At 67.0% G+C, this 22,029-nt stretch carries 19 protein-coding genes; 11 read left to right on the top strand and 8 right to left on the bottom strand.

Going from position 1 to position 22,029, the window contains the following annotated elements; genetic code table 11:
• Positions 1–22 precede the first annotated feature (22 nt).
• Positions 23–397 (top strand): FKBP-type peptidyl-prolyl cis-trans isomerase, encoded by a 375-nt coding sequence (locus tag ACFFN1_RS01920; protein WP_376838070.1) that lies wholly within the window; start codon positions 23–25, stop codon positions 395–397.
• Positions 398–400: 3 nt separating this feature from the next.
• On the opposite strand, the gene ACFFN1_RS01915 is transcribed toward ACFFN1_RS01920, so the two are convergent.
• Positions 401–1,552, bottom strand: a complete 1,152-nt coding sequence (locus tag ACFFN1_RS01915; protein WP_376838068.1) for a DUF3866 family protein — start codon at positions 1,550–1,552, stop codon at positions 401–403.
• 39 nt (positions 1,553–1,591) lie between these two features.
• Here ACFFN1_RS01915 and ACFFN1_RS01910 point away from each other — a divergent pair, with 39 nt between their 5' ends.
• The 5 genes from ACFFN1_RS01910 (at position 1,592) to ACFFN1_RS01890 (ending at position 7,672) form a co-directional block, all read left to right on the top strand.
• The gene (locus ACFFN1_RS01910) at positions 1,592–2,707 is read left to right on the top strand and encodes a helix-turn-helix transcriptional regulator (protein ID WP_376838066.1); all 1,116 of its coding nucleotides are present in this window, start codon (positions 1,592–1,594) and stop codon (positions 2,705–2,707) included.
• Positions 2,688–3,701 carry a WYL domain-containing transcriptional regulator gene (locus tag ACFFN1_RS01905; RefSeq protein ID WP_376838064.1) on the top strand — a complete coding sequence of 338 codons (1,014 nt, stop codon included), beginning with the start codon at positions 2,688–2,690 and terminating at the stop codon, positions 3,699–3,701. The genes ACFFN1_RS01910 and ACFFN1_RS01905 overlap by 20 nt, the downstream gene beginning before the upstream one ends.
• 93 nt (positions 3,702–3,794) lie before the next feature.
• Entirely contained in the window at positions 3,795–4,082 is a 288-nt protein-coding gene (locus tag ACFFN1_RS01900; RefSeq protein WP_376838063.1) for a twin-arginine translocase TatA/TatE family subunit, read from the top strand.
• Positions 4,083–4,141: 59 nt separating this feature from the next.
• Positions 4,142–4,915, top strand: coding sequence for a twin-arginine translocase subunit TatC (gene tatC, locus ACFFN1_RS01895; RefSeq protein ID WP_376838118.1), 774 nt, complete (start codon positions 4,142–4,144; stop codon positions 4,913–4,915).
• Between the two features lie 57 nt (positions 4,916–4,972).
• Entirely contained in the window at positions 4,973–7,672 is a 2,700-nt protein-coding gene (locus ACFFN1_RS01890) for a DEAD/DEAH box helicase (RefSeq protein WP_376838062.1), read from the top strand.
• A 145-nt stretch (positions 7,673–7,817) separates the two neighbouring features.
• Here ACFFN1_RS01890 and secA2 read toward each other — a convergent pair whose 3' ends face one another.
• A complete protein-coding gene (secA2, locus tag ACFFN1_RS01885; protein ID WP_376838061.1) occupies positions 7,818–10,082 on the bottom strand; it encodes an accessory Sec system translocase SecA2 in 2,265 nt (754 codons plus the stop codon).
• A 99-nt stretch (positions 10,083–10,181) separates the two neighbouring features.
• Positions 10,182–11,924, bottom strand: a complete 1,743-nt coding sequence (locus ACFFN1_RS01880) for a 5'-3' exonuclease H3TH domain-containing protein (RefSeq protein ID WP_376838059.1) — start codon at positions 11,922–11,924, stop codon at positions 10,182–10,184.
• A 47-nt stretch (positions 11,925–11,971) separates the two neighbouring features.
• Here ACFFN1_RS01880 and ACFFN1_RS01875 point away from each other — a divergent pair, with 47 nt between their 5' ends.
• Positions 11,972–12,958: a metal-dependent hydrolase gene (locus ACFFN1_RS01875; RefSeq protein ID WP_376838057.1), complete on the top strand. Its 987-nt coding sequence runs from the start codon at positions 11,972–11,974 to the stop codon at positions 12,956–12,958.
• Positions 12,959–13,069: 111 nt separating this feature from the next.
• Positions 13,070–13,825, top strand: a complete 756-nt coding sequence (locus ACFFN1_RS01870) for a polyprenol monophosphomannose synthase (RefSeq protein ID WP_376838055.1) — start codon at positions 13,070–13,072, stop codon at positions 13,823–13,825.
• A 186-nt stretch (positions 13,826–14,011) separates the two neighbouring features.
• Here the strand turns inward: ACFFN1_RS01870 and ACFFN1_RS01865 are convergent, their stop codons facing one another.
• Both ACFFN1_RS01865 and ACFFN1_RS01860 read right to left on the bottom strand, forming a co-directional pair.
• Positions 14,012–14,353 carry an RNA polymerase-binding protein RbpA gene (locus ACFFN1_RS01865; RefSeq protein ID WP_376838053.1) on the bottom strand — a complete coding sequence of 114 codons (342 nt, stop codon included), beginning with the start codon at positions 14,351–14,353 and terminating at the stop codon, positions 14,012–14,014.
• A gap of 134 nt (positions 14,354–14,487) precedes the next feature.
• The gene (locus ACFFN1_RS01860) at positions 14,488–15,219 is read right to left on the bottom strand and encodes a glycerophosphodiester phosphodiesterase family protein (protein WP_376838051.1); all 732 of its coding nucleotides are present in this window, start codon (positions 15,217–15,219) and stop codon (positions 14,488–14,490) included.
• A gap of 225 nt (positions 15,220–15,444) precedes the next feature.
• Here ACFFN1_RS01860 and ACFFN1_RS01855 point away from each other — a divergent pair, with 225 nt between their 5' ends.
• Both ACFFN1_RS01855 and ACFFN1_RS01850 read left to right on the top strand, forming a co-directional pair.
• On the top strand, positions 15,445–15,972 hold the full coding sequence (locus ACFFN1_RS01855; protein ID WP_376838049.1) for a hypothetical protein: 528 nt from the start codon (positions 15,445–15,447) through the stop codon (positions 15,970–15,972).
• 159 nt (positions 15,973–16,131) lie between these two features.
• On the top strand, positions 16,132–16,938 hold the full coding sequence (locus tag ACFFN1_RS01850; RefSeq protein WP_376838047.1) for a septal ring lytic transglycosylase RlpA family protein: 807 nt from the start codon (positions 16,132–16,134) through the stop codon (positions 16,936–16,938).
• A 138-nt stretch (positions 16,939–17,076) separates the two neighbouring features.
• On the opposite strand, the gene ACFFN1_RS01845 is transcribed toward ACFFN1_RS01850, so the two are convergent.
• The 3 genes from ACFFN1_RS01845 to ACFFN1_RS01835 all read right to left on the bottom strand — a co-directional run bounded on the left by ACFFN1_RS01845 (position 17,077) and on the right by ACFFN1_RS01835 (position 21,437).
• On the bottom strand, positions 17,077–17,595 hold the full coding sequence (locus tag ACFFN1_RS01845) for a ferritin (protein ID WP_376838045.1): 519 nt from the start codon (positions 17,593–17,595) through the stop codon (positions 17,077–17,079).
• Between the two features lie 1,246 nt (positions 17,596–18,841).
• Entirely contained in the window at positions 18,842–20,398 is a 1,557-nt protein-coding gene (locus tag ACFFN1_RS01840; protein WP_376838043.1) for a polysaccharide deacetylase family protein, read from the bottom strand.
• A 106-nt stretch (positions 20,399–20,504) separates the two neighbouring features.
• Positions 20,505–21,437, bottom strand: coding sequence for an AEC family transporter (locus ACFFN1_RS01835; protein WP_376838041.1), 933 nt, complete (start codon positions 21,435–21,437; stop codon positions 20,505–20,507).
• A gap of 118 nt (positions 21,438–21,555) precedes the next feature.
• Between ACFFN1_RS01835 and ACFFN1_RS01830 the strand changes: the two genes are divergently transcribed.
• Complete coding sequence (locus ACFFN1_RS01830; protein WP_376838039.1) at positions 21,556–21,990, top strand: Hsp20/alpha crystallin family protein; 435 nt, start codon at positions 21,556–21,558, stop codon at positions 21,988–21,990.
• Positions 21,991–22,029: the final 39 nt, after the last annotated feature.

Genomic DNA, 22,029 nt, shown 5'->3' with positions numbered 1-22,029 from the left:
AATAGATAGAAAGCAGGTCGAAGTGGCCAGGACGAAACCTGAAGTCGACTTCCCCGGCGAGAACCCGCCGAGCGAACTGGAGATCATCGACGACATCGTCGGTGACGGCGCCGAGGCGAAGGCCGGCGACACCGTGTCCGTGCACTACGTCGGCGTCGCCCACTCGACCGGTGAGCAGTTCGACGCCTCCTGGGACCGCGGCCAGCCGCTGCAGTTCAAGCTCGGTGTCGGCATGGTCATCCAGGGCTGGGACGAAGGCGTGCAGGGTATGAAGGTCGGCGGACGCCGCACCCTGCGCATCCCGCCGCACATGGCTTACGGCCCCAACGGCGTGCCGGGTGCGATCGGCCCGAACGAGAGCCTCATCTTCGTCTGCGACCTCGAAGGCGTCGGCTGAGTCTCAGCTCAGACGAGCAGCAGCAGCACAGGTGCCCGCTGCGGCAGCAGCGATGAATGACACGGGATCCTCTGTCAGTCCCCGCCCCATCGTTGAAAGCCGCACGGGCACCTGCTGCAATTCAGCCAGCAGACCGCGCGGGTCGACCCAGTCGACGGTGTGCCGCTGCAGGCCCGGCAGCTGCGCTGACACCGTCTCGATGACCGAGCGCGGATCGGCCGCCTCGGCGCCGAGCGCCTCGCTGATCTCCGCATCGCTCAGCTGCGCCAGATCCGGCAGCGGGACGAGGCAGCCGGGATTGGCCGCCTGCCCGACGGCGGTGAGCGTGTGGTGGGAGATGCCGTAGTGCCGGCCGCGGGCATCGGCATTCGACATCCGTGCCAGTGCGATCGGCGTGCCGCCCAGCAGTGCTGCGGCATTGAGGTGGTCGGCGACCATCATCCCGGTGAACCCGTACGGGGTGCCGGTGCCCAGGTTCCCCGGACCCTGGGAGACGATGACGATATCGGCGCGGGCCACCTCGGCGGCGGCCAACAGCGCCGAGTGGATCGTCACCGCCTCATAGTCCCCGCCATAGGCCTGCCCGACGCTGATCGTCGCCGCCAGCCAGCCGCACGCACGCAGCTCAGCTGCCGCGCGGGAGAACGGCAGCGGCAGGGCCGCCCCATCGGTCATGACATAGGCGACCCGCGCCTCGGGAGCGGCCACCCGGATCCCGGCCAGTGCCGCTGGCAGCGCCGAATGGAGGTCAGCGACGATAACCGGCAGACCAGAGAGCGAAGCGGCGTCGCGGATCGCGGTGTGATGCGCAGATTCCTGATCATCGACGCCGAGCACCATCGTCTGCAGCGGCGCATAGCGGTCCTTGACCATGTGGCCGGGCTGCGGTGGGGGATCGGCTGGGAGGTTCTCCGGCAGCGCGACGATGAGCCCGAAACCGCCGGTGCCCAGCCGGCGGGCCAGCGCCGAGACGTTGACGAGCACCCGGTCGCCGGGGCGCGGGGTGCCGACGATCTCCGTATAGGCGATCGCGGCGATCTCCCGTTCGCTGTCCTCGCGCCCGGGCAGCGGGGAGGTGAGTTCGACACGGGTCTGGTGGACGCCCGACCAGGTCTTCGTGACCGCGCGGACGGTTCCTTCACGCCAATGGATCATGTGCTTAACCGTACCGGCCAAACGTAGTAGCTTAGAAGCGTGAACCAGATACGCCAGGCCACCGAGCGGCTGCTCAATCTGCTCATCGCCCTGCGTGCCGCCTGCGGCTGGGTCGATCGCGACACGCTGCGGCGCAAGATCACCGGCTATCACGGCCTCAGCGACGATGCCTTCGACCGGCGATTCTCCCGCGACAAGGACGCGCTGCGGGATCTGGGAATCGAGATCTCCACGACGAACTGGACCGATATCGGCTCCAGCGACACCGTCTACGGCTACCGGATCACCCATGAGGACTATGAGCTGCCGGCCATCGACTTCACCCCGGCCGAGGCGGCGGCCCTGTCCGTGGCCGCCGACTGGTGGCGCTCCTCACCCGTGGCCGGGCAGGCCGAACGCGCCCGGCACAAGCTCACCGGCCTCGGCACGGAGCTGAGCGCGCAGGCCGATGGCAGCGAACCGCTCGTGGCGCCCTCTGCCGGTTTCTGGCCCGGCGATGTCGCCACCGCCATCCGGGCGACGAGCGAGCGGCTGCCGGTGCGCTTCTCCTACCGCAAGACCAGCGGTGAGACCGCCACCCGCACCCTGGAGCCCTATGCGCTGCTGACCCGCGGCAACCGCGTGTACCTCATGGGCCGCGACGTCGACCGCGATGCGGTGCGCACCTTCCGGCTCTCGCGCATCATGGGCCGGATCCGCAAAGCTCCGCGACGCACGGCCGGTGACTATGAGATCCCGGCTGGCTTCGATGCCGCCGCGCACTTCAATCCGGCTCCGGAGCCCGGCACCCGCCGGCAGGCTGTCATCGCGATCGCACCCGGCCGGGCCGAGCCGCTGCGCCGCGAGGGTACCCACACCGGCACGACCGCGCAGGGCTGGGACACGTTCGCGCTCGACTTCGACGACGCCGAGCTGTGCGCGACGACGCTGGCAGAGTTCGGTCCGAGCGTGCGCGTCATGAGCCCCCGCGAGCTGGCTATCGCCCACCACGCGCATGTGCAGGCGACGATCTCGGCGCTCACCGGGCTCATCGGCGCTGGGGATGACAGCGAAGGCCCCGCGGACGACAGCGGAGGCGCCGGCGACGACACCCACACCGCACGTGAAGCCACCACCGCAGGGGAGGGGAGTGACGATGGCGCAGACGACGCCTGAGCGGCTCAGCCGGCTGCTCGGCCTGGTGCCGTACCTGACCGCCAATCCCGGAGCCGAGCTCAGCGACGTGGCCGCGACCTTCGGCTGCACCCGCGAGGAGCTCATCGACGACCTCGAGCTGCTCTTCGTCTCCGGCCGGCCCGGGCACATGCCCGATGACCTTATTGAGGCGAGCTGGGAGGACGACCGCATCTACGTCTCCAACGCCGAGGAAGTCTCCGTGCCGGTGCGCCTCTCACGCGCCGAGGCCGGCACCCTGACACTGGCCCTGGAGACGATCCTGGCCCTCGACCCGGCCGACGCCGAGGCGGTGGCCAGCGCCAAGGACAAGCTCGCCGCAGCTGCCAGCCCCGAAGAGACTGCGCAGCGCTTCGACATCGTTCTCCCGCCGGTCGACCCGCACGTCAAACAGGTCGTCGAGACCGCGCTGGCCGACGGCGACGATCTGCAGCTGACCTATTACGTGCCCAGCCGCGATGAGCTCACCGAACGCATCGTCGACCCGCTCACCCTCCGGCTGTCCGGCCGCTGGTACCTCGCAGCCCACTGCCACACCGCCGGCGGGCTGCGCAGCTTCGCCCTCGACAACATCCGCCGCATCCAGCCGGTGCCTGCCCGTCCCCACGCCGGCACCAGCAGCAAGGAGACCGCAGCAAACGCAGCCGGCGCAGCGGCTGGGACCGTTCCCGAGGCGGGGGAGAGGCGACGCGATCGCCGCACCCCCGCCTCGGGCGCGGTGACGATGACGCTGACGGCCGCCGGGGCCAGGCTTGTTGAGGACATGCAGGCAGAGACCTCCTATGACACGCATGGGCCGGGCACCGTCACGATCACCCTGCCGGTCTACGACCAGGCGTGGCTCGTACGCTGGCTGCTCGCCCACGGCAAGCATGTCATCGCCCTCGACCCGGCCGATGCCGTGCATGAGGCGCTGCGGCAGTCCGAGGCGGCTCTGGCAGAGATCCGCTCCGCACCGCAGAGCGCTGCCGGCTGAGTCCCAGCGGCCGGAGATCCGCCAGCTGTCACGGTGTGAAGCATCCGGTCCGAAGGACTACACTTGAGAAGCAGTCATTGCAAAGGAGACTCCATGCGTCCGCAACCTGTCCACCTGCTCATCCTCGTGCTGGCCATCATCGTCGTCTTCGGCGCGGCCAAGCTGCCGATGGTGGCGAAGAACCTCGGCCGGTCGATGAAGGTGTTCAAATCCGAGATCAAGGATCTGCGCGACGACGACGGCAGCGATGATGACGCCAAGGAGATCACCGATGCCCAGCGCCCGGCCGATTCCGGCAGTGCGCATCGTTCGGCACCCGCGGCTGATCGTGTGTCCGAAGCCCGCAGCGAAGGTGAGTCGCGCCGCGACGACGACCTCTGAGGTCGTTCGTGGCGAAACCTTCCAGGCGTCAGCCGCGACGCCAGAACCCTGAGCGCCGCATGCCCCTGGGCGGGCATCTGCGCGAACTCCGCAACCGCCTCATCATCTGCCTCATCGGCCTGCTGCTGGGCGGTGTTGTCGGCTGGATCCTCTATGATCCGGTGCTCGACATCCTGCAGATGCCGATTCGCCAGGTCGCCGAGCAGGAGGGCCGCGATGCGACCCTGAACTTCGCCGGCGTCGCCTCTCCCTTCGATCTCAAGCTCAAGGTCTCGCTGTTCCTCGGCATCCTCGTCACCGCCCCGCTGTGGCTCTACCAGCTGTGGGCTTTCATCATGCCCGGGCTGACGAAGCGGGAGCGGCTCTACACCCTCAGCTTCCTCGCCACTGCTCTGCCGCTGTTCTTCGCCGGCGCGGCGCTGGCGTTCTTCGCGCTGCCCAATGCGGTGCGCACCCTCATGGTCTTCACCCCGTTGGGGGCGTCGAACTTCGTGCCGGCGCAGGACTACTTCTCCTTCGTCATGCTCATCATCGTGGTCTTCGGCATCGCGTTCGTGCTGCCGGTCCTCATGGTGGGGCTCAACCTCATCGGCATCCTCTCGGCGACCGGGATCCGCAAGTCGTGGCGGTGGATCGTCGTGCTCGTCTTCACCTTCGCCGCGATCGCCACCCCGTCACCGGACGCGCTGTCGATGTTCTTCCTCGTCATCCCGATGATGCTGATGTTCGTCCTCGCCTGGGTGGTGTGCGTGTTCAATGACCGCCGCCGCAAGAAGCGGATGATCGCCGAAGGCACGTGGGTGGAGCCGGTCGAACTCGACGACGAGGACTGAGCAGCAGGGCGCTCACCGCGACGCTGGGCCGGACCCGAGCCGGTAGAATGGGCCGATATGGAGCTCTCACCTGCCGAAGCCTATGCCGCCCACCAGCGCCGCGTGGAACAGGCAGGCTCACCGCTCGGCCGCTATGCCGCTGAACTCGACTACGAGCTCGATGACTTCCAGACCTCAGCCTGCCTGTCGCTGCAGGCCGGCAAGTCCGTGCTCGTGGCCGCACCCACCGGCGCCGGCAAGACCGTCGTCGCGCAGTTCGCCGTCCGCCTGGCCTTCGAACGCGGTGTCCGGGCCTTCTACACCACCCCCATCAAGGCGCTGAGCAATCAGAAGTTCCTCCAGCTCTGCGCTGAGTACGGTGAGGAGAACGTCGGCCTGCTCACCGGCGATACGACGATCCGCCGCGACGCCCAGGTCATCGTCATGACGACCGAGGTGCTGCGCAATATGATCTACTCCGGCACCGATCTGACGAAGCTCGGCTTCGTCGTCCTCGATGAGGTCCACTACCTGGGCGACAGGTTCCGCGGCCCGGTGTGGGAAGAGGTCATCATCCATCTGCCCATGCACGTGGCGCTCGTGAGCCTGTCGGCCACCGTGTCGAACGCTGAGGAGTTCGGCGACTGGCTGGCCGAGGTGCGCGGCGACACAGACGTCATCGTCTCCGAACACCGCCCGGTGCCGCTGTACAACCACGTGGCCGTCGGCACGAACCTCTATCCGCTGTTCGCGCCGGGGAAGAAGAACGCCCACAAGCTCAACCGCGATCTCGTCTATGCGACGCAGAAGTTCACCCGCCGGCCCACGAGCCGCCGGGACCGCCGCAATCCGCGCCAGATGCGCTTCCGCCGCCCGACCCGCACCTCGATCATCACCGAGCTGCTGCACGAACGGCTGCTGCCGGCCATCTGCTTCATCTTCTCCCGCAATGCCTGCGACGACGCCGTCGAACAGTGCCTGGCCGCCGGCCTCGAACTCACGAGCGCGGAGCAGAAGCGCCACATCCGCACCCGAGTCGAGGAGCTGCAGGACGAACTCGCGGCCGAAGACCTCGGAGTGCTCGGCTTCCACACCTTCGCCACCGGCCTCCTCCACGGCTTCGCCGCCCACCACGCCGGGCTCATTCCGCAGTTCAAAGAGCTCGTCGAGGAGCTCTTCGCCGCCGGCTGCCTCCACGTCGTCTTCGCCACTGAGACCCTGGCCCTGGGCATCAATATGCCGGCGCGCACGGTGGTGTTGGAGAAGCTCACGAAGTTCAACGGCGAATCCCACGTCCAGATCACGCCCGGTGAGTTCACGCAGCTGACCGGCAGAGCCGGCCGGCGCGGCATCGACATCGAAGGCCACGCCGTCGTCATCTGGCATCCGACGATCTCACCGGAGGAGATTCAGGCGCTGGCCTCGAAGCGCACCTATGCGCTGCGCAGCCAGTTCACCCCCACCTACAACATGGCGGCCAATCTGCTCGCCCGCATGACGAAGGACGACGCCGCGAAGGTGCTGGAGACCTCCTTCGCGCAGTTCCAGGCCGACCGCGGCGTTGTGGGCCTGGCGAAGAAGCTGCGGCGCAATGAGGAGGCGATGGCCGGCTACCGGGCCTCGATGACCTGCGAGGCCGGAGACTTCACCTCCTATGCGCAGTTGCGCCGGACGCTGTCGACCATGGAGAAGAAGGCCAGCCGCTACCGCTCGAAGGTCAAGCAGCGGGATGTCATCGAGTCCCTCGCCAGCCTCACACCCGGCGATGTCATCGTGCTGCCTTCGCACAAGTTCTCCGAGCCAGCCGTCGTCATCCAGGCGATGCAGAGCCAGGAGGGCACGAGCCGGCTGCCGACGATCCTCACGAGTTTCGGCAAGGTGTGGCATCTGCGCCCGCACGAGGTGACCGAACCTGCCCAGCAGCTCGGCCACATCCGGCTGCCGAAGAAGTTCAACCACCGGCAGGTCGCTGCCCGCCGGCAGGTCATCGACCTCATGGAGAGCGCTTTCGAACGCGGACAGCTGAGTTCGCCGCAGGGCAAGAACAAGACCCGCCACCGGCCGCCGCGCTCGGGGGAATCTGAGATCGAGGCGGTGCGCGAACAGCTGCGTGCGCACCCCTGCCATTCCTGCCCGGAACGGGAGAACCACGCCCGCTGGGCGGAGCGGCTGTTCAAACTCGAGCAGGAGACTGCCGCGCTGCGCCGCCAAATCTCCGGGCGCACCTCCTCGATCGCGCACGTGTTCGACCGGGTGTGCTCGGTGCTCACCGCGCTGCACTTCCTGCCGGATGATTCGAGGATCCTGCGCCGCATCTACGGGGAGCGCGATCTGCTCGCTGCGATGAGTGTGCGAGCTGGTCTGTGGGATGCGCTCACCGAGCCCGAGGCAGCGGGCCTGGCTTCTGCGCTGTGCTATCAGTCCCGCCGCGAGGGCGGCTGGGCGATGCCGCCGATGCCGACAGCCGGCCTCGAGCAGGCCGCCACCGAGCTGCGCGGGCTGTGGGCCGATCTGTTCCGCATGGAGACCGACTTCCGGTTGCCGCCGACCCCGGAGCCGGATTTCGGGCTTGTGCAGGCGGTGTTCCGCTGGACGGAGGGCAAGAGCCTCAGCGGCGCGCTGGCCGGATCCGAGGTGGCTGCCGGCGACTTCGTGCGCTGGGCCAAGCAGACGCTCGACATGCTCGGACAGATCGCCGATGTCTGCCCGCCGGCAGTCGAACCGACGGTGCGGCGGGCAGCCGATGCGATCCGCCGCGGCGTCGTCGCTGATTCCTGAGCGCCGGCGGCTTCCTGAGCGCCGGCGGCTTCCTGAGCGCCGGCGGCTTCCTGAACGCCGGCGGCGTGGACTCCGCAGCGGCTGGCTCGCCGCTCAGCCCTTCCTCGCCCCTTCGCCGCTCAGCGCTTCCTCGACTGTTCGCCGCTCAGCGCTTGCGGGCGCGCTTGACGACGGCCTCGATATCGGAGCCGAATGTCGACTCGGTCGTCAGATACGTCCATGTCGACGACGGCCGCTTCATACCGTGAGAGGGCAGGTCGATGCCATCAGCAGTGATCTCAGCTTCTCCCAGCACCTCCTCGGCAGCATCGAGGACATCGGGCCAGAAGGTGTCGAAGGCTGCGATCGACTCGGTGTTGAACGCCTCGTGCGGCCGTTCCTTCGCCAGGGTACGCAGGTGGATGCCCTCGCGCAGATCGTTGAGATAGGCCAGGTGCTCGACCCAGCGCTGATCGAGCTGGAAGAGCAGCACATCGCGCAGCGCATCGTCGACGACCTCTGCGCCGAACTCCTCATCCCAGGCCTCGACCGCCTCGGGCAGCCGGTCGCGCAGCTCATCGACGCCGGAGTGCTCCTTGCGGATCCGGTCGCGCTTGCCGAGCACGATCTCCCGCTGCTGCTTCATGAGCTGGTTGAACCGCCACGTATCGCGGTGCACCGCGGTGTTGTGTCCTTCGGACATCCGCTGGGCGTGCTCGACGAGCTGGGCGGCGCGCCGATTGCCGATGTAGCCGGTCTCATCGCCTTCTTCGACGAAGCGCTTGGCCTCGGGAACGTGACTCATGAGCTCGTCCTCCAGGCAGGTGAAGAACACCGAAGAGCCCGGATCGCCCTGTCGTCCTGCACGTCCGCGCAGCTGGTCGTCCAGCCGCGACGACGGGTACCGCCCGGCACCGATGACGAGCAGACCACCGGCGTCGACGGCCTTCTCGTCGACGAGCCGGATATCGGTGCCGCGACCGGCCATCTGGGTTGACACCGTCACTGCTCCGCTGCGTCCGGCCTGGGCGATGATCTCCGCTTCCCGGGAGTCGTCCTTGGCGTTGAGCACCTCGCAGGAGATGCCGCGCTCCTTCAGGCGGGCTGCGAGGCTTTCGGATTCGGCGACCGAACGGGTGCCGATGAGGATCGGCCGGCCGGTGGCGTGCTGTTCGTCGACCTCTTCGACGATCGCACGCTCCTTCGACTCCTGGAAGGTGTAGAGCCGGTCGGGTTCGTCCTCGCGGATGACCTTCTCATTCGGTTCGACCGGCACGATCTCCAGGTCGTAGAACTCGCGCAGGTCATCACCGACGGCCAGCGCGGTGCCGGTCATGCCGCAGACGGTGTCGTAGCCGCGGATGAACTCCTCGACCGTCATCTGGTCGAGGATCTCACCGGATTCCGTGGTGGTGAGCTTCTCCTTCGCCTCGACTGCCGCCTGCAGGCCGTCCGGCCAGCGCTGCAGCTCGGCCACACGCCCGCGCGAGCCGGAGATGAGCTTCACCTGCCCGTCGACGACGAGATAGTCGATATCGCGCGTCACGAGAGCTTCTGCGTAGAGGGCGATGTTGATCGCCGCCAGCGTCTGGGCATCCTCACCGTAGAGGTCGACGTCGAGCAGCTCTTCGATGTGGTCGACGCCGGCATCGGTGAGGGAGACGGCCTGCCGGTCGGAGCTGACCTCATAGTGGACATCAGGGTCGAGGCCGCTGACGAGCGCGGCGATCTTCTCATCGGCATCCTGCACCTCGGTGGAGCCAGCGAGTACGAGCGGCACGCGCGCCTCGTCGATGAGCACCGAATCGGCTTCGTCGACGATGACGACATCGCGGGTGTGCACGCGGATCTCATCGTCATCGACGATGAACCGGTCGCGCAGCACATCGAAGCCGATCTCCGTCACCGCCCCGTAGACGACCTCCGCGCGGTAGGCCTTGCGGCGGGTGACGTTGCCGGCGGACTCGAAGATGCTGGCCGACTTGACGCCGAGCAGGTCGAACAGCGGCTTCATCCAGTTGCGGTCGCGCACCGCGAGATAGTCGTTGACCGACACGACGTGGACGCTGCGGCCCTGCAGGGCATAGCCGGCCGCTGCCATCGCGCCGACGAGCGTCTTGCCCTCACCGGTGAGCATCTGCACGATCGAACCGTCGAGCAGGCCGATGAGACCTTGGATCTGCGAGTTGTAGGGGCGCTCGTCCAGAGCGCGTTCGGCAGCCTCCCGCACAAGCGCGGCATAGCGGCGCAGCTGCTCCTGCCGGCCGCCGGTGGTGAAGATCTCAGCCGCGGTCTCGGCGATCTCCTCGTCCGTAAGCTCGGCGTACTCCTTGCCCAGCGCATCGAGCTGCGGCCAGGCCCGGTCGAGCCAGCCGATGCTCTTCTCAGCTTGGGCGCCGGGCCGGTTGAGCAGGCGGGAGAGGAATCCCATATGTCACGTCCTCAGGGTCGTTCGGGGGCAGTGGCGCCGCTCACCGGCGCCGCGGGTTCGTGCTCTGGAAAGTCTACGTGCTCTTTTCGCCGCTGCGGCTCAGTCCGGCAGGTGTGGTGTCTCGAACGGCCATTCGCGGCTGACGGTGATGGAGTCGTCCCCGCGTTTGCGCCGCAGATACGCCTCGAAGCTCGCCGACTGCTCCCGCTTCCAGCCGACCTGCGCCTCGTGCAGCTCGCCCGCCGCGAGGCTGCCGATCGTCTCCGGGTGGGCGGCCGCGATCCGCAGCGCGATCTCGACAGCAGCCACCGCATCGGCAGTGGCATCGTGGGCATTATCGAGTGCGACGCTCCAGTGTTCTGCGAGCGCTGTCAGCACGCGGGATCCGCGGCGGTAGGGGTCGACGTGCTTGTCAATGACGAAGGTGTCGATCACCGGCGGGCACACCTGTGCGGCGTGAGTCGGTGTGCCCAGCCGCTGGGACTCGACCTCGAGGATGGTGAGGTCGAAGACGATGTTGTGGCCGACGATGAGCCCGCCGCTGTCCCGGATCCGCGCGAACCATTCGAGCACTTCGCCGACGACGTCCGCCAGGGGCCGGCCGTGCGTGCGTGCGTGTTCGGTGGTGATCCCGTGGACCTCAGCGGCAGCGCGCGGGATCTCCACCCCCGGATCGGCCAGCCATTCGAGCCGGCTGGTCTCCACACCGTCGCGGAACTCGCACAGTGATGCGGTGACGATGCGGGCGGTGTGCGGGTCGGTGCCGGTGGTCTCCAGGTCGAAGCCCCAGACCGGGGAGCGCGTCCAGCCGCGGTCCGGCAGCGTCGGTTCCGGCGGGGCGAACAGCTCGCCGGTGGCTTCTGCCGCCGCACCTGAGGTGGTGGGCGCCGCTATCGAGGCGAGGGGCGCCTCGGCGGTTGGCGTGGGGGAGAGCACGGCGATGAGGCGTTCGGCGCTGCGTTCGAAGCCGTGCGTGCCGGCCAGCTCGCGCAGGGTTGCGGCGTCGCGGTTCTGTTCAGAGGCCGCCACGGCAGCGAGGAACTCGCCGATCTCCAGGTCGTCGACGGCCGTCATCACCTGATGCTGCCGACGGACCGCCTCGGCGTGGACGAGGATGCTCTCCCGGCGCTTGGGGCTGAGCCCATGGTCCTTCTCACCGGCCTCGGCGGCGGCGATGACTCCGTCCAGGCTGCCGTAGCCGTCGACGAGTTTCGCGGCGGTCTTCTCTCCGATCCCGGGGACGCCGGGCAGGCCATCAGAAGGGTCTCCGCGCAGCGCCGCGAGCGCACGATAAGCGGTGCCGCTTGCCACACCGTAGAGCTCCGGGAGATCACGGGCCCGCACCTGCTCCCACACGCCGCCCTTCTTGGGCCGCGAGACGGTCGCACGGCCGGCGTCATCGAGCAGGGCGAGCAGATCGCGGTCCGGGGAGACGATGACCACCGGCTCATCGGTTCCGGCGATGAAGGAGGCGATGACGTCATCGGCTTCGGTGCCGGCCACCTCGGCGATGGGGATCCCGGCGGCGATGAGGCTCGAGCGCAGCAGCGGCAGCTGCGCGGCGAGGTCCGGCGGAGTCTCCGTTCCGGCCTCGTGGTCGAGGATCCGCTGCTCCTTGTACTCCGGGACGATCGCGGTGCGGAACGCCGGCCGCCAATCGGCGTCCATCGTCGCCACGATCCGCGTCGAGGACCAGCTCTCCGCCAGCTGGGCGATCGTGTCGAGCACACCGCGCACGGCGTTGACGGGGAAGCCCTCAGGGGAGCGGATGGTGTCCGGCAGCGCGTAGAACGCCCGATAGTACAGCGCCGGCGTGTCGAGGATGATGAGTGGAGCCTTCACACACGTCACCCTAACCCGCCGGCACGGACTCGTGACACAATGACCGCGTGACTGATACGACGATCCTCTTCAACGCAGACGTGTACTCCAGCGTCGATCCCTTCGCCACGGCGATCATCTTCGCCGGTTCGACGGTCGGCTGGGTCGGCTCCGATGAGGCCGCGCAGGCTGCCGAGGGCGACCACCGCGACCTCGCTGGCGCATTCGTCACCCCCGGCCTCGTCTCCGCGGCCGTCGACCTGCGGCCGGAAGCCGTCCGCAAGGCTCCGAGCGGCCGTGAGCTCCTCGCCCGAGGTGTGACCGCCGCCCATGTCATCGGCACCGCCGAGCAGCTGGCCGACTACCGGGCCGTTGCGCCGCCTGAGCTGGCGATCACCGCGTATGTGCTGGACGGCGGGGGAGAGGCAGGCAGTGCCGCGGCGATCCGAGTCGCCGATGTCGATGCGTCAGCCCTGGCTGCCGGGGCGCACTTCGTGCTCATCGACAGTGCAGAGGAGCTTGGCGCCGTCACCGGCCTGCTCGCTGACGATGAGGTGCGCACCCACCTGCAGCGCTTCGGCTGGCGGCTGGCCGTCAACACCGCGATCCCGGATGACGCCATCGAGGCGCTGGCGCAGTCGGGTCTGGGCCTCACCGTCGACCCGCTGGCCTTCGAGCAGCCGCTGGCGCAGCTGCTGAGCGCCGGCGCCCAGGTGAGCTTTGCTCTGACGGCCGAGAATCCCTGGGAGAGTCTGCGTGCAGCTGTCTACGATGCAGCCGCTGGAGTCTCTGCGCGCGCTGCGTTCAATGCCGTCACGCGCTTCGGCTATCGGGCTCTCGGGCGCTTCGAAGGGGGAGTGCTGGCTCCCGGTGCTGCGGCGACCGCGTGCGTATGGGAGGTTGAGGACCTGCTGGTGCAGGCGGCGGACGCCCGTGTTGCTGCGTGGAGCACGGATCCGCGTTCCGGCACTCCCGGCCTGCCGGATCTCAGCGCGGATGCCACGCTGCCGCGGCTGCGTGAGGTCTGGGTCGAGGGCACACAGCTGTCACGCTGAGCCGGGCTGCGTCTGCGGCACGCTGGAGCGCACCGGTCGCATTCTGGAGCGAACCGGCCCTGCGGGATGTGCGGCTGCCCGGGTGATGTCGTTTAAGGTGGAGTGGTGCCTATGTCTACGCTCATCATCATCCCGACGTACAACGAACGCGATTCGCTGCCGGTGACCCTCGCGTCGATCCATGCGTATGCCCCGCATGCCGACGTGCTCATCGCCGACGACAACTCTCCGGACGGCACCGGCCAGTGGGCCGACGAGAAGGCCGCCGAGGACTCGCGCATCCACGTTCTGCACCGGACCGAGAAGGCCGGGCTCGGGCCCGCCTATGTGGCAGGGTTCCGGTGGGCGCTGGAGCGGGACTATGCGATCATCTGCGAGATGGACGCTGACGGCTCGCACCGCGGCAAGGACCTGCCGCTGCTGCTTGAGGCCGTCGAGAACGGTGCCGATCTGGCGATCGGCTCCCGCTGGGTTCCCGGGGGTGCTGTCGTCAACTGGCCGCGCAACCGGCATGTCCTCTCCCGCGGCGCCAACATCTACGTCGATGTGCTCATGGGTATGGGCGTCAAGGACGCGACCGCCGGTTTCCGTGCCTTCCGCCGCAGCACCTTGGAGCAGCTGGATCTCGGCCAGATCGCTTCCCAGGGCTACTGCTTCCAGATCGATATGACCAAGCGCGTCTACGACGCCGGACTGCAGATCGCCGAGGTGCCGGTCGTCTTCGTCGAACGCGAGCTCGGGGAGTCGAAGATGCACGGCAGCATCATTCGCGAAGCCGTCGTCCGCGTCGCGCAGTGGGGCGCCGAGCACCGGCTCGCACAGGCCCGCCGTCTCCTCACGCAGGTGAGCGGTGGCCGCAACGGCTGACGACGCGCACCGGCTGCTGACGACGCGCACCAGTTGCTGGCGTGCGCACCGACTGAGGCGCGCACCGGCTGAAGTGCGGTGAATCTGAGCACAGCTGAATGCAGCAGGAGGGCGGGCCCGGTGATCGGGCCCGCCCTCTCTGTTCAGATCAGTGGCGCTGGAGCTGACGTCTGACGCCGCGAGGTGTCACACCTGCGGTGGGATCTCTCCGCGGCGGATCGCCAGGCGTTCGTCGAGGAGCACCTGCAGCTCTTCGAAGGAGCGACGCTCCAGGAGCATGTCCCAGTGGGTGCGCACCGGCTTCTCCGGCTCTTCGTCCGGCTCGGCGCCGCCGACGCGGGTGCCGATGCCGTGGGTGCCGGAGTCCCAGGTGGCAGGGACGTCGGCCTCAACGGAGAAGGGGACGGTGAACGTATGACCGTCTTCGCAGACGTACTCGACCAACTGGCGCGGAGCCGGCTCAACACCGACTTCCGATTCGAGGCTCCTGGAGCCCAGCTGGGTACCGCGCAGACTGCGTTCACTCATCTGTTGCACACCTTCCGATGATGGATTTCACGCTCTTGGCAACCACAACAGTCTAGCGACTCGTTTCATTCCCGCCTAAACTGCGCCCTGCCCGCCTCCGCCGCGCGTTCCGGCGCGGGCAGTGCTGCCATCGTCTACTCGAGAGCGGCGAGCACCTGCTGGGCGGTCACCGGATCATCGGTCACCAGCCCATCGACTCCCAACTGCGCCAGGCGGCGCATCTCCTGCGGCTCGTTGATCGTCCATGCGTCGACGCGCAGCCCGCGTGCATGAGCGGTGCGCAGGAACCGGGGTGTGATGACGGGAATGCCGTTCCAGCTCGCAGGCACCTGGACTGCGTCGACCGAAGGGTGGAGCCTCATCCCACGGGAGCCGCAGAGCAGAAGCTGGGCCACCTCGGTGGTTCCCACTGAGGTGGCGATGCTGGGCAGGGCTCGGCGCAGGCGCTGCAGGCGCCGGGTGGAAAACGATGCCAGGCGCAGGCGGCGGGTGTCGGTGCGCGCACGCATGAAGCGGATGACAGCAGCAGTGGTGGTGCGATCGGCTTTGACGTCGATGTTGATGTGGGCAGCGGGGAAGGCATCGAGCAGATCGGCCAGGCGGAGGAGAGTCCCACCGTCGGTCAGCTCGATGCGCTCCAGCTCGGCTGCCGGGACCTCGTGGAGTCGTTCAGGGCGGCCGGCGATGCGCTTGAGGTCAGCATCATGAGCGGCGAAGATGATCCCGTCCTTCGACAGATGCACATCGGTTTCGAGCATAGTGATGCCGTGAGCCACGGCCTGTTCGAAAGCCGCCAAAGTGTTCTCAGCAGCAGCGGGCCACAGGCCGCCCCGATGGGCGATGACATCCGTGCGATGGGCGCTCATAGAACCCCAGCCTATTGCAGGTCTGGGCAGCCCGTGCGGCAGGGGAGAGGCACCGTTGTGAGCGCCGACTGTCGGCAGGAACGGGGAGGGCAGGAGCAGCTGGGCAGCAGCCCTCGGGAGACCGATCTCTGGACGGGTTCCGACTCTGTGTGAACGCTCAGTGCGCTGACTCCACTCGTGCTGTCATACTGACAGCAGCGCCCAACTCTGTGAGGACGGATAACCATGAAGCACAGTGCAGCCGAACCCATCGAACCGACCGCAGTCTACGACTCCACTGATACGTCCCGGTCTGACCGCCTGCGGTCGATCGCAGGCCGCACAGTCGCCTACGGTCTCAGCGTCGCCGATGCGCTCGGGCGCACGGCACGCGAGGGCGGCAGCCAGCTGCTCAGCGAGGCCCGCATGCTGCGCAGCAATCCGCGCGGCCGCACCCGCGCATATCAGGACAATGCGCGGTGGGCTGTGGACAAGGGCCGCGAACAGCTGAAGTCGACGCTCTCCGGATCCGATAAGGCCGTCGACTGGACCGAGGAGAAGCTCACTGATCTGCTGAGCGGAGCGCAGGAGCAGGTGTCCGGTCGGCTCGAACAGACCTTCATCTCCATGCAGCGCGGCGTCGCCACCAGTGCGGAGAAGACACGCGGATTCATCCGCCGCAGCACCGCCGCCTCAGAAGAGCGCGACAGCGCACATCCGCACGTCATCACGACTCTCGACGAGCGCCCGGCACGCGACGACGCAGCACGCTGAGCTGCGCCGTCTGCAGCCCCCGCGCAGGTCGCCGCAGTGCTGTGGTGAGGGGATTTCATCACGTTTTCCTCTGAAAGCGGCCCCCGGGCTGGCTCTTAATCCTTCTGTTACATATGCTGTGATTGTCATGACTGGCTTTGTAGTGTGAAGGGTCTCACAGTGGGCAAGCATTCTGCGCCGAAAAGGACGTTTGGAGCGTCGATCTCTGACTTCCTCGGGTCGTTCGGGCGCAGTCGCCAAGGTCGCCACAGCTATCTGGACGAAGAGCCGGCATCGGCCGCCAGCATCCTGCGCTCCACCAACCGGATGCCCAACTGGGCTGCACTGGCCGTGCCGACAGCAGCTGTTGCCAGCCTCGTCGTTTCGGGCGTCATGCTCGCTCCGGGTGATCCCGGCACACCCGATCACGTCTCCTTCAGCACCGAGGAACAGCCGCGCACCGGCCCGGCGTTCACACAGCCGATCTCCGCTGACAACGCGCATGCTGACAAGGTCCGCAAGGATTGGGACGATGCGGTCAGCCGTTCCAAGGAGACCCGCGAACCCGAAGCATTCGCTGCGACGATGAAGCCCACCACGCCACCGGTGCCGGACACGACGGTTCCCAACCCTGGTGGAAGCGGGAACTCCGGATCGGCAACGCCGGCCGGGGGAGCAGCGGGATCAGACAATGCGGCCGACACCGGCCAGAGCGGCACCTGCAAGGCGTCGTTCTACAACACCGGCCATACGACGGCCAACGGGGAATCGTACAACCCGATGGGCATCACGGCTGCGCATAAGCAGCTGCCGTTCAACAGCAAGGTGAAGGTCACGAACAAGGCCAACGGCCAGTCCGTTGTCGTCCGGATCAATGACCGTGGACCATTCGTCGCCGGCCGCTGCCTCGACTTGAGTGAAGGCGCGATGAAGGCCGTCGGCGGCACCGGCTCCGGTGTCATCACCGTCGACTGGGAAGTGCTCTGAGCCGCATCCTCTGAAACCTATCCAGCTGGCGATCGCAGTCGTCTGAACTCATTCTGACTGCCTGATGTCGTCACTGAATCGACGTCGCCCCGGTCCGTGTGGACCGGGGCGACGCTCAGTTCAGGTGGTGCCGAACGCTCACTCTTCGGTGTCGGCCACGACAGCCGGAGTGCGGGCGCCGAGCTTGGCGTCAATGCGCAGGAGGCCGCTGAAGTCATCGCCGATGCCCTCGAGCTGCCCGACGATCTCACCGACGCTGGCTTCTTCTTCGACCTGCTCTTCGATGAACCAGTTGAGCAGCGGGATGATGTCGATGTCATCTTCCTTCTGCGCCGTGCGGTAGAGGTTGCGGATCGATTCCGAGACCTTGCGCTCGTGGTCGAGCGCAGCCTGGAACAGCTCGGCCGGCGACTTGCCGGAGAAGCTCGGTGCGGAGATCGTGCCGATCTGCGGAGCGGTTCCGCGATCGAGCGAGTGCTGCATGAACTTCGCTGCGTGGACCTGCTCTTCCTCAGCCTGGGCCCGCATCCACGAGCTCATACCGGTGAGGTCCTGGTCTTCGAGTTCGATGGCCAGCTGCAGGTAGACGATTGATGCTTCGAGTTCCATGGTGACCTGGTCGCTGACAGCGGCGGCCATATTCTTCGTCAGTTCCATTGCTGCTCCTTCTGATCGTGTGTGTGATCGGACCAGTCGACATGTGCAGGATCTGCGCCTTCGGTCCGAGTGGAGGCGCTGATCGCAGGCCTTGCGATCCGCCCTGCCGGCTTCACGCAGTTTCGAGCCTATAGCAGAAGATCGTGCCCCTCCAGTAAGGCAAAGAACCCCTAACCCGGAAACATTCCAGATTAGGATCGCTTAATCTCGGGACGATCTCGCAGGGGAGAAGGAGCAGCACAATAAGCGCCTCCCGCACGATATCGCCACGCCATACCCGCCATGAGGACGCCGCGGCTCGACAGCAGGTAACCGGCGGCGACTTCAGTTGCAGAAGGCAGCGCGTAGAGTTCAGTTAGGGACCGTCGATCACGCCGGGGGCACGAGCAGCGTCAGGCAGATTGACATAACGCCTGCCAACTCAGTTCGCTGCGCACAGAATCGCGCACGTTGGCTTATAGCGCGCACCTGGAGTGCCACACGGGAGAACAGCAGAACGCCCACACAGCGTCGGAGATCGCCGAGCGCACATGAGCGGCACGCGAGCGACACGACGAGAACGCGACAGCTAGCGACACGACCACAGAGGAGGCGAACGCTGGAGACGCCGCCGCCACCAGGCAGAGCTGCACAGCACCGTGCAGGACGGAGAACGCCACAAGCAGCAGATCCAGCGCATCGCAACCAGCGTGCTGCGCCGTGGCGCATCGCCGCTGAACCGGACCGGGTCCAGCCATACGGTTAGTACCGATAATATACATTATGTAAACTCCGCATGCAGGCGTACAGCCGCTACCTTGCGCCTCTCCAGCGCCCCGCGCCTCTTCACCGCATTGCTCACGCCTGTCTCCCCTGCGCTCGGCACAGCCGCCCACGCCGACTGGACCCAGCACCACCTCGGCCTCAAACACCCGGTCGTGAATGCGAAACGGTGCACTGCCGGGTCGTGGCAGTGCACCGCAGGCTGTGGCGTTCCGCTCAGCCGTGATGGCAGACGCGCTGCCCTCAGTTGTCCTGGCTGGTCACGGTCGTGCGACCGCTGCGTGCCGGCAGGAACAGCGTTGCGACGATCGGCGCAAACATGACGGCGCCGACGATCACCATAGCGACAATGGTGTCTTCCACGTAGTACACCTCCCGACAAAGGTAGTTGAGCAGATCCTTGCGTATCTCTGCATCAGGATGCCCAATGGGCTGCCTCACCAGGTAGCCGACCTGCCGTCTGCTCCCGCTGGCGCCGGTCTCGTCACCCAGCCCAGGGCGGGATGTGGCGGCTGCCCTCCATGCGCTCATCGCTGTAGTAGCTGTGATCGGCCTGCAGATCGCCGCCGAAGAGCTCACTGACGGTCACGAGAGTGAACCCGTCAGCCTGCAACCTGTCGATGATCTCCGGTGCCGCATCGACCGTGCCTGCGTGCTTGTCATGCATGAGGATGATGTCGCCGGGCCGCACATCGGCAGTCGCCGCATCGACGGTCGCCTGCGGATCGTCCTGGTGCCGCCAGTCATTGCTGTCGACGCTCCAGATGATTGCCGGCAGACCGCCATCGGGGATACCGCGGGCGAAATCGCCGTAGGGCGGTCGGAACACCGTGGGCTTCTCCCCTGTGACCTTTTCGATCTCGGAGTTGACGCGCTCATGTTCGCGCTCTGCCCGCTCATGCGAGACCTTCGTCAGCTGCGGGTGGTTCCACGTGTGGCTGCCGACTTCGTGTCCCTCGTCGGCGACGCGCTTGAGGATGTCCTCTCTGCCGGCGATATTCTGCCCGAGAACGAAAAACGTCGCCGGAACCGCCTTCTCCTCAAGCGTGTCGAGCAGCTGCGCAGTGTGGTCGCTGGGCCCGTCATCGTAGGTCAGGGCGACGCACTTGGTGGTGGCGCAGTCGACATTGCGTTCCCGCGTGGTCTTCTCCGGCACCGGCTCACCGGCGCCGAGGCGGGGGCCGGCTTCCGAGTCATCGAGCCAGTCCTGGCCGGCCGAGGTCAGCCATCCGCGGGCGTCCTCTGCCGGGAAGCTGATGGCGACCGGGTCGTCGCTGTCGGAGTTGAGGACCCCGCTGCCCAGATAGGCGACGAGGTCTCCTGCACTGTCGACCGTCGCGCCGTCCATGACAGCGTCGATCTGCTCACTGCTGAGCTCGGCAGCCTCAGCCGAATGCGTCGGGGAGCCCTGAGTCTTGAGTGCATCGAGGGCCGCAGCGGCCATCGCCTCGCGCCCCTCAACGGTGAACAGCTCCATCGATCGGATCTCATCACCGGTGTCGCGGTTGAGGATCATGCTGTAGAAGGCCCCGGGCGCCGCGTCCGGCAGCGTCGATTCATCACGCAGCAGGAACGAAATATAGTGCTTGCTGTTGCGCGCGACCTCCCAGTCGAGGCGGTATTCCCCTGTCTCTGTGGGCGTCTGGGGCGCGGCGGGCTCACTGCTCTCCCCTGGCGTGGGTGCATCAGTCTCTGCCGGATCTGACGCACCGGGCTTCCCTGTCCCGGCCGCATCGCCGTTGAGCATATGGGTATCGCGCAGCTGCTCGATGAACTCAGACATCTGGTGGTTGAAGCCAGCCGCGTCCTGGACCTCGGGATAGCGCAGTGTGAAGGCCGGGTCGCCGACCGATTCGATGCGCTGGCTGGTGACATCGGCTGGGCTGTCGGTTTCGGACAGCGGTGAGGGTCCGTCGTCGATCGCGATGATCTGGGCACTGTCGACCGCGGAGTCGCGGGTGGTGCCGGGCGAGGTGCAGCCGCTGGCCAGCAGCAGGACAACCGCTGCAAGAGCCGCGGCGATACGGGGACATCGCTGCATAAACTGGGGATCCTTGACTGAAAGGAGGTGCGGGACGTCTCTTAGCGTACCGTGCCGCCCGTACCGAAATCACCGAAACGCCCCGATGTGAGGAATCAGACACCCTTCACAGCAGCAGCTGCGCGCCGAGGCTCAGCACGATCGGCAGTGTGAACATCGAGATGATCGTCTGCCCTGCGATGAGGGCGGCCATGAGTGCAGCGTTGCCGCCGAGCTGTCGGGCCATGACGTAGGCGCTGGAGGCTGTGGCGATCGATTGGAAGATGAGACCGACGACAGCAGCCTCTCCCCTGATGCCGAAGGCCAGCATCGACACGACGGTTGCCGCGGGCAAGATGAGGAGTTTGACGACGCTGGAGGTGAGGAAGGCGAAGGCGTGTGCACGGACCGAGACCTGCCGGATCCCGGCGCCGACGCACAGCAGGCCGATCGGCAGCGCAGCGGCGGCGAGGGGATCGATGATCCCTGCCACCACCTCGGGCGTGGTGACAGGCAGCAGATTCCACGCCGCACCGGCAGCGCAGCCGAGCACCAGCGGATTCACGATGACAGACCGACCCAGCGCCAGCCACGATCGCTTGTCGACGAGGAAGACCTCGAAAGCGATCGAGGACAGCACATTGACCACAGGCACGAGCACAGCGCCGACGATCGCCGCGAGCGCAGCGCCCTCGGGGCCGAAGAGCGTCGCCGAGAGCGACAGGCCGATATACGTGTTGAAGCGGATCGCGCCCTGGAGGACTGAGGTGAAGGACGGTGCGTCGGCGGCGAGCACGCGGTGGAGGGCGAAGAGCACGATGGTGATGACCACGGTCGGCAGCACGAGCGCTGCTGCCAGGCGGCCGATGTCGACGTGGGAGATGTCGACGGATGAGATGTTGCGGAAGAGCAGCACGGGCAGGAGAACGAAGTAGGCGAGCTTCTCAGCCCCGGTCCAGAAGTCGGCGTCGGCCAGCAGTCGTAGGCGGCGCAGCACCCAGCCGAAGGCGATGAGCCCGGCCACCGGGATGAGCGCGCCGACGATGCTGAGGAAGTCCATGCGCCCACTCTACGGATCCCAAGCTGATTCCCAGGATCCGGGTCGGGATGCGGGAATGAAAGCAAACTTGAGCGCGTTACACTCAACGTAATCGGCCACTGACCGAAAGGAGCCAGCAATGGCTGCAAAGTTCGATCCGATCCGCGATCTCGACCGCTTCTTCGCTGATATCACCCGCACTCCCAACAGCACTGCACTGCCGATGGATCTCTACCGCGACGGCGATGCCTTCATCGCCCGCATCGACATGCCCGGCGTCGATCCCTCCAGCATCGACGTCGACGTGCAGGACCGCACTCTGACGGTGCGCGCCGAGCGCGTTGCCGCAACTGATGATGCCGAGGTGCAGTGGCTCAGCCGTGAGCGTCCGACGGGCACCTTCGCCCGCCAGCTGACCCTGGGCAACCGCATTGCACTCGACCAGATCACCGCCGCCTATGAGGATGGCGTGCTCATGCTCACCATCCCGGTGGCCGAAGAGGCCAAGCCGCGCAAGATCTCGGTCAACCACGCCAAGCGCCCCGAGGTCGTCTCCGGCGACGAGTCGCTCTGAGCTGACTGCCGACCACGGCTGACTCAGGACAACGGGCCG

This window comes from Brevibacterium otitidis, from assembly GCF_042429315.1.
In the GTDB taxonomy this organism is placed as follows: Bacteria; Actinomycetota; Actinomycetes; order Actinomycetales; family Brevibacteriaceae; genus Brevibacterium; species Brevibacterium otitidis.
This window is presented reverse-complemented; position numbering and strand designations above follow the sequence as displayed.